Below are 7,433 nucleotides of genomic sequence, written 5' to 3' on the forward strand. Positions count from 1 at the left end.
ATTATTATTTCAATTTCGTCATATAAAAATCATCATCCGATGTCAACACAGATTCTTTTCCAGGGCTTTATAGTGCTCCATCTCATAGGATTTCTTCTTTTCGCGGGCACTTCTGTAGCGGATTTCGTGGGTTTCCGGCAATTCTGGAAGCAGTACGACCTGGATAAAAGCAAGGCGGCCACTGTGATGCAGGCTATTTCCGTATTCCCGGTATTAATGCGGGTGGGCATAGGGCTGATCATTCTTTCGGGGATAGGCATCATGTACATGACGCATGGCGTGTTCGGGGAACAGCTGTGGTTCCGGATAAAATTTGCCCTCGTGCTTCTTATTATCGTTAACACTTTTTTATTCGGGCTACGCCAGAAAAGGCAGCTTATGAGGTCACTTGAAACTACTGATGGTACTGTTCAAAAGATCAGGGGGAACATCCGTTTGTTTCACGTGCTTCAATTGCTCATCGTTTTTATCATCATCCTGTTGAGCGTATACAAATTCAACTGATCAATTCAAACATCATGAAAAAAGATAAGATCATTTACTGGACGGCTACCCTTATTCTTACCGGGGTAATGTTGTGGAGTGCTTTCAATTTCGCCTTTAACCCGGAAATGAAAGGGGCTTTTGCCCACCTGGGGCTGCCCAATTGGTTCCGGATAGAACTTACCACCGCAAAGCTGCTGGGGTCGCTGGCGCTGCTGTTGCCATTCACACCGCCGAAGCTCCGGGAGTTTGCCTACTTCGGGTTTGGCATCACGCTGATTTCGGCGGCTATTGCGCACCTGTCAAGCGGCGACAGTGTATTACTGGAAGTAAGCCATACTTCATTTTTTGTAAGCCTGGTGGTTTCTTATGTATACTATCATAAACTGCATCCACCGGTGGCGGCAAATTAAACAGCGCAAGCCTTCAGACCGGGCTGGTCTGAAGGCTTTATATAACTATTGTTATCTTATTTCACACCCGGGGCTGCGACTGCTTTTCCGCCTGTTAACAGTGCGGAAGCAGGGTTCCGGCCGGTGATCAGATTATCAACGGCTGCCAGTCTGCCTTTTTCACATAACCGGCGTTTTGTTCTTCCAGGATATCTTCCGGTAAAAATGGTACTCCGGCGGTGGTTTGCGGCGCCATTTCTTCCTTCCGGCCCCTTTTATCTTTCACATTTTTCAGTGTTGCCGGCATAACCGGGCATTGATTGTACTGAAGTTTCCACCCTGCTTTATTTATCTTCCAAAAACAAAAAAACTTTACGAAGCCTCTCATAAATGGCATTTTTTCCGGGCAAAAGCCACTTCCGGCTATGTGGTGCTACAGCAACAGATCTTATCGCTGCTCAATGATGATGGACAATCACGTTACTAACAATTACCTGCCGGATTTTCCAACGGGCGCCACCAAACGCTGATTACCGCCTATCCTGGCGTACCCCGGGAAACGCAGTGCCGTTTGCCGGGAAATAAACATTTCTTTTTATTTCCTTCCGGGAAATATGATTATATTTGTAAGGTAAACTTATAACTTTACCTTACTATATGGCTTCCCGAAATCCGCATCAACTTGCTGCGCAGCTCCGTCCCCTGCTTACCAGGCTGGTGAGAAAGCTGCGGAAATTATCGCCGGCAGATGAACAGCTGTCGCAAAGCGAGCGCTCCGTACTGGTGTTACTGGACCAGCATAATTCCCTGTTATCAGCGGAATTGGCGGTGATGGAAAAAATGACGCCCCAATCGATGGGGCAATTACTGCAACATCTTTTCCAGCTCGGCCTGATCAGCAGAACGGCATCTCCCGACGATAAAAGAAAGATCAACATTTCCCTTTCTGTAGCGGGTAAAGAGCGGATCCTGAAAGTACGGAAGGAGCGGGATGAGTGGTTAAGCAAGGCCATAGGCGAAGTTTGCACAAAAGAGGAGCAGGCCATCCTGCAGGCAGCCATCGGGCCTTTAATAAAGCTGGTGGAGTATGAATAAAAGAGGGGAATTAATATGAACATCAGCACATTTAACGCATTTAAAAGTCGTAATTACCGGTTATATTTCAGTGGACAGTCGATATCGCTGATAGGCACATGGATGCAGAAAACTGCCGTGAGCTGGGTTATTTATTCGCAAACACATTCCAAGTTCATGCTGGGCCTCACCCTTTTTGCCAGCATGTTTCCGTCTTTTGTTTTCTCGTTCCTTGGCGGTGTGGCGTCTGACCGGTATAACCGGTACAAGCTGTTGCTGATCACCCAGCTGGCTTCTATGCTACAGGCCATACTGTTAACAGTCCTCATTTACTTCAGGCATTACCAGGTTTGGCAGATCATCGGGCTGAGCGCCTTCCTGGGTTTGATCAATGCATTTGATGTACCGGCCCGGCAATCGCTGGTGTACGAAATGGTAAACGACAAAGCGGATCTTCCCAATGCGCTGGCGCTGAACTCTTCGATGGTGAATTTGTCGAGGCTCATTGGGCCCGGCATTGCCGGCCTGGCGCTGGAGAAGTTCGGGGAAGACATTTGCTTTGGTTTAAATGCCCTCAGCTTTATTGCGGTGATAGGATCATTATTACGAATGAAGCTGCCCGCCTACACTCCCAAAGCACGTACTAAAAATATGTTCGGAGAACTGAAAGAAGGTTTTGCCTATATACGGGCCACGCCGGCTATTTCACTGATCCTGGTCACCCTCGCATCTGTGAGCCTGCTGGTATTGCCTTACACCACGCTGATGCCCGTGTATGCCAAAGATATTTTCAAAGGCAATGCCTCCACCTTTGGGGTCATAGACAGCGCCATTGGGATGGGCGCATTTTGCGGAGCTATTTTCCTGGCCTCGCTGAAACCGGGGAAAAACCTCCGGAGAATACTGGCGTTTAATACCCTCGTATTCGGGATAGGCCTTGTGTTATTTTCCCACTCCACCATTTACCCCATTGCGCTGGTATTTGCCACGATGGCGGGTTTCGGCATGATGTCGCAGATCACTATCAGTAATACCCTGATCCAAACTACCGTAGATCCGTCTATGCGGGGCAGGGTGATCAGTTTTTATGCAATGGCTTTTTTCGGTATGCAGCCGCTCGGCGGATTACTGATTGGCGCTATTTCCCAATGGATAGGAACGCCCAACACCGTACTGCTGCAAGGCGTGGTGACCCTCATTATAGGCGGACTGCTTTTCAGGCAACAACAACTGCAGTCCGCAACCGGGCAGGTGGCGAATATCTGACAGGGCTACCTCTTTCCGGGGAAACCATTATCTTTAAGCCAATATGTTAACCAATCAGTCGAAAATAATACTGTTAACCTGCTGCGGCCTGCTACTGTTCCCCACACTTCATGCGCAAAACCTCGCTTAAATCTTCCCAAATCTTTTATAAATCATTACAAAATCAAATTGGGGTAATCAGCAAAATCAGTTTAATCCTGAGTCAGACAAAATCCCCTGTCCGGAATCGGACAGCTTCGCCGGATAGCGGACAACGAACGTTTATCAATGAATTGATTTTCAGCAGCTATAAAAAAGGCATTATCCTTGTCGCCCTGCGAAGCATGATCAGGAACTATCTTAAAATTGCCTGGCGGACCCTGTGGAGAAACAAAACCTTTTCCACCATCAATATAACGGGCCTTTCACTGGGAACCGCCTGCAGCTTATTCATTTTATTATGGGTACAGGATGAGCGCCGTGTTAATTCCTTTCATACAAACAACAACCAGCTATATGCTGTTTACCAGCGCGAGTATTCAGATGGAGGAGCTGGTGCCGCTTACGCCACCCCGGCACTGCTGGCAGAAGAACTAAAAAAAGTGATGCCTGATATTACAATGGCGTCAGGGTTTTCGTGGGACAATAACATTTTACGGGCAGGCAATAAAATCCTGCGGGAAACAGGCGCCTATGCCGGGAACGACTTTTTCCGGATGTTCAGTTTTCCTTTACTGGCCGGCAGGAAAGATATGGCCTTGCATACGCCCAACAGTATTGCTTTATCTGAAAAATCAGCAGTGGCTTTTTTTGGTAGTGCCAATGCTGCCATTGGCAAAACGATAGCTTATAACTCCTCACAGTATTTTACCGTTACCGCCGTATTTGAAAATGTGCCGGATCATTCCTCTATGAAATTTGATTACCTGCTCAACTGGGCTGCCCTGCTGAAGAAATACAGCTGGGCAAACAGATGGAGCAGCACCGGTGTAAATACTTACGTGTTGCTTGATAAGTACGCCGATCCGGTGAAAGTACGTACCCGCATCAGCAATTTCCTGGATGATTATTACAGGGAGCAGGGTCCGGGGCTGCGTGAAGAACTGGACCTGCAGCGGTTTGACGAAAAATACCTGCATGGCAGTTTTCAAAACGGTTTTGTAAGCGGCGGCCGCATCACATATGTAATATTATTCAGCATGGTGGCCGCATTTGTGTTATTGATCGCCTGTATTAATTTCATGAACCTGTCTACCGCACGTTCGCTAAAACGGGCAAAAGAAATCGGCGTGCGTAAGGCAGCCGGCGCCATGAAGCAATCGCTGGTCATCCAGTTTATCAGTGAAGCCGTACTCACTGCTTTTCTGGCACTGGCACTGGCCGTTGTGCTGGTGGCCTTGCTGTTACCGGCGTTTAACGCCATTACCGGTAAACAGATAGCGCTGCCTGTAAATGAAGCCGCCTTCTGGCTGCAGTTGCTGGCCATTGGCATCATTACCGGCCTTTTTGCAGGCAGTTATCCCGCCTTATACCTGTCGTCCTTTGAGGCTGTAAAAGTATTAAAAGGCACACTGCGTTCCGGCAAAAATGAAAAGGTGTTCAGGAAAGGACTGGTGGTGTTCCAGTTTGTGTTATCGACCCTGCTCTTTATTGGGGCCATCACTATATCCAGGCAGGTGAAATATATACAAACAAAAAACCTGGGCTACGACCGGGAGCATATCATCAATATTCCGCTGGAAGGAGCATTGATTTCACATTATGATTATTTCAAAGAAGCGGCCCAGCAACTGCCGGGCGTAAAGCTGGTATCGGCCATGAACGGCTCCCCTGTTGGCTTTAACAGTAACCAGGACGGCGTGCTGTGGGAAGGCAAAGATCCTTCCTACAGGCCCACTATTACGGTTGGCACCGTTGGATATGATTATATAAACACCATGGGGTTACAGGTGATCAGGGGGAGAGACTTCTCCCGGCAATTTCCTACAGATTCGGGTACAGTACTGATCAACGAAACTGCTGCAAGGAAAATTGGCTTCAAAGATCCCCTGGGAAAATACCTGGTGATTGAACCAGGTTTGCGGCGGCAGATCATTGGCGTTGTAAAGGATTTTCATGCCGGTTCATTGCATGACCAGATAGATCCCCTGATAATACAACCCGGGCCAACGGAATGGGGCACCTTACTGGTTAAAGCAGCACCCGGCAAAACAGCTGCCGTAATTGCGGCGCTTGAAAAACTCTGTAAAACCGTTAACCCCGAATATCCTTTTCAATATCAACTGGCCGATGAAGAATACCGGCAGCTATACAGGGGCGAACAAATGGTGGAAAAACTAACCGGCTATTTTACGGTGATGGCCATCGTCATTTCCTGCCTGGGATTACTTGGCCTGGCTCAATTCACCACGCAACAGCGGATCCGGGAAATCAGCATCAGGAAAGTGCTGGGCGCCAATCCCCGGCAGATATTCAGGCTGTTATCCGGCGAGTTCATGCTATTAATAATACTGGCATTTCTCATTGCTGTGCCTGCCGCCTGGTGGGGTATGCATCAATGGCTCGATAACTATGCGTATCATATCTCTTTATCGTGGTGGATTTTTGCACTGGCAGGCGGCGTATCCTTCCTTATTGTGCTGATCACTGTGAGCAGCTTAACTGTCAAAGTATCCATCGCCAACCCGGCGAAACACCTGCATACCAGCTGATCCCCGAAGGTTATAAACAACGATGCTTCCGCTCATTAAGGGCGGAAGCATCCTGTTATTATTTAGCCGGTATTTCCCGGAGAATATGTAACAGGTAATCGTAAAACTTTGCCACGGAAGAGATAAGCACTTTTTCATCCGGGGAGTGTGCGCCACGGATAGTAGGCCCGAAGGAGATCATATCCGGGTTGCCAAGATGTGCACCCAAAATACCACATTCCAGCCCTGCATGACAGGCGCCCACATTTGGCGTATGGGTGAAGTGATCTTTATACAGCGCCAGTAATAAACGGAGCACAGCGGAATCGGCGTTGGGTTTCCATCCCGGGTAATCGCTTCCCTGGGTTACTTCGCAGCCAATAATGCTGAAGGCAGCGCTTACTGCATTAGCTACATCATTCTTGGTGCTTTCCACGCTGCTGCGTTGCAGTGACTGTGTAATAAAAACGCCGTCCTTTACCTGCACCCTGGCCAGGTTGGAAGAGGCTTCCACCAGCCCGGCAATATCAGGGCTCATGCGGAACACCCCATTAGGCGCTGCATAAATGGCGCGCAGCAATTGTTCCAGGTAAGCCGGTTCCATTACCTGCGCAGGCAGGGTGGTTTCTTTACATTCCAGCACCAGGCCTGGTTCTATCGTTTGGTATTCTTCTTTTACCGTAGTGGTGAATTGATGGATAAAGCGGGTAAATGTTTCCTTATCACCGGCAGGGATAGTAACAACTGCCTGAGATTCGCGGGGGATGGCATTACGGAGACTGCCCCCATCAATACTGCCCAGTTGTATATTTACCTGTTGCGCTGCTTTATACAACAGCCGGTTCATCAGTTTGTTGGCATTGGCCCTGCCTTTATGGATATCCATACCGGAATGACCGCCCAGTAAGCCTTTGATACTAACAAGAAGGGCTACTGCATTTTTATCTGCGGGCACTTCTTTATAAGTGCCTTTGGTGTTCGTATCGATACCACCGGCGCAACCGATGGTTAATTCATCTTCTTCCTCCGTATCAAGGTTCAAAAGGATTTTGCCTGTAAAATTACCCGGGTCCAGTTGCTTGGCGCCGGTCATACCGGTTTCCTCGTCAATAGTGAACATGGCTTCTATGGCTGGATGAGCAATATCCGTTGCGGCCAGTACCGACATGATAGCAGCCACACCGATGCCATTGTCGGCGCCCAGCGTAGTACCGCGGGCCTTTACCCAATCGTTATCCACGTACATATCAATACCCTGGGTATCAAAGTCAAAATCGGTATCACTGTTCTTCTGGTGTACCATATCGAGGTGCGACTGGAGGATCACCGTTTGCCGATTTTCCATACCTGGTGTTGCCGGCTTTTTGATGACCACGTTACCGATGGCATCTTTTGTTGTTTCAAGGCCCAGGCTTTTCCCGAAATTCATCATGAAAGCAATCACCCTTTCTTCCTTTTTGGAAGCGCGGGGAACGGCATTCAGCTCAGCAAAGTGTTGCCATAATTGTTTTGGTGAAAGATCTTTTATTTCCATTGAAATAATTATTAA

7 protein-coding genes are annotated in these 7,433 nt (G+C 48.2%); 5 read left to right on the forward strand and 2 right to left on the reverse strand.

Translation table 11 applies throughout. The features are described 5' to 3' along the window. Nucleotides 1–39 precede the first annotated feature (39 nt). Both VN105_RS00775 and VN105_RS00780 read left to right on the forward strand, forming a co-directional pair. A complete protein-coding gene (locus tag VN105_RS00775; RefSeq protein ID WP_325636948.1) occupies nt 40–504 on the forward strand; it encodes a hypothetical protein in 465 nt (154 codons plus the stop codon). 14 nt (nt 505–518) lie between these two features. Further along, complete coding sequence (locus VN105_RS00780; RefSeq protein WP_325636949.1) at nt 519–896, forward strand: DoxX family protein; 378 nt, start codon at nt 519–521, stop codon at nt 894–896. A 127-nt stretch (nt 897–1,023) separates the two neighbouring features. Here the strand turns inward: VN105_RS00780 and VN105_RS00785 are convergent, their stop codons facing one another. After that, the gene (locus VN105_RS00785) at nt 1,024–1,182 is read right to left on the reverse strand and encodes a hypothetical protein (protein WP_325636950.1); all 159 of its coding nucleotides are present in this window, start codon (nt 1,180–1,182) and stop codon (nt 1,024–1,026) included. 350 nt (nt 1,183–1,532) lie between these two features. Here VN105_RS00785 and VN105_RS00790 point away from each other — a divergent pair, with 350 nt between their 5' ends. The 3 genes from VN105_RS00790 to VN105_RS00800 all read left to right on the forward strand — a co-directional run bounded on the left by VN105_RS00790 (nt 1,533) and on the right by VN105_RS00800 (nt 5,905). Continuing rightward, on the forward strand, nt 1,533–1,970 hold the full coding sequence (locus VN105_RS00790) for a MarR family winged helix-turn-helix transcriptional regulator (protein WP_325636951.1): 438 nt from the start codon (nt 1,533–1,535) through the stop codon (nt 1,968–1,970). Between the two features lie 15 nt (nt 1,971–1,985). After that, nucleotides 1,986–3,215: an MFS transporter gene (locus VN105_RS00795; RefSeq protein WP_325636952.1), complete on the forward strand. Its 1,230-nt coding sequence runs from the start codon at nt 1,986–1,988 to the stop codon at nt 3,213–3,215. A gap of 323 nt (nt 3,216–3,538) precedes the next feature. Next, nucleotides 3,539–5,905: an ABC transporter permease gene (locus tag VN105_RS00800; protein WP_325636953.1), complete on the forward strand. Its 2,367-nt coding sequence runs from the start codon at nt 3,539–3,541 to the stop codon at nt 5,903–5,905. 58 nt (nt 5,906–5,963) lie between these two features. Here the strand turns inward: VN105_RS00800 and VN105_RS00805 are convergent. Further along, a partial coding sequence (locus VN105_RS00805) for an aminoacyl-histidine dipeptidase (protein WP_325636954.1) occupies nt 5,964–7,433 on the reverse strand: 1,470 nt, incomplete at its 5' end.

The organism is Chitinophaga sp., from assembly GCF_035564935.1.
In the GTDB taxonomy this organism is placed as follows: Bacteria; Bacteroidota; Bacteroidia; order Chitinophagales; family Chitinophagaceae; genus Chitinophaga.

What these genes read in the sequence shown, in the direction of transcription:
- VN105_RS00790 (WP_325636951.1), top strand. Translation starts at nt 1,533, where the DNA reads ATGGCTTCCCGAAATCCGCATCAACTTGCTGCGCAGCTCCGTCCCCTG.
- VN105_RS00795 (WP_325636952.1), top strand. Translation starts at nt 1,986, where the DNA reads ATGAACATCAGCACATTTAACGCATTTAAAAGTCGTAATTACCGGTTA.
- VN105_RS00780 (WP_325636949.1), top strand. Translation starts at nt 519, where the DNA reads ATGAAAAAAGATAAGATCATTTACTGGACGGCTACCCTTATTCTTACC.
- VN105_RS00785 (WP_325636950.1), bottom strand. Translation starts at nt 1,182, where the DNA reads ATGCCGGCAACACTGAAAAATGTGAAAGATAAAAGGGGCCGGAAGGAA.
- VN105_RS00775 (WP_325636948.1), top strand. Translation starts at nt 40, where the DNA reads ATGTCAACACAGATTCTTTTCCAGGGCTTTATAGTGCTCCATCTCATA.
- VN105_RS00800 (WP_325636953.1), top strand. Translation starts at nt 3,539, where the DNA reads ATGATCAGGAACTATCTTAAAATTGCCTGGCGGACCCTGTGGAGAAAC.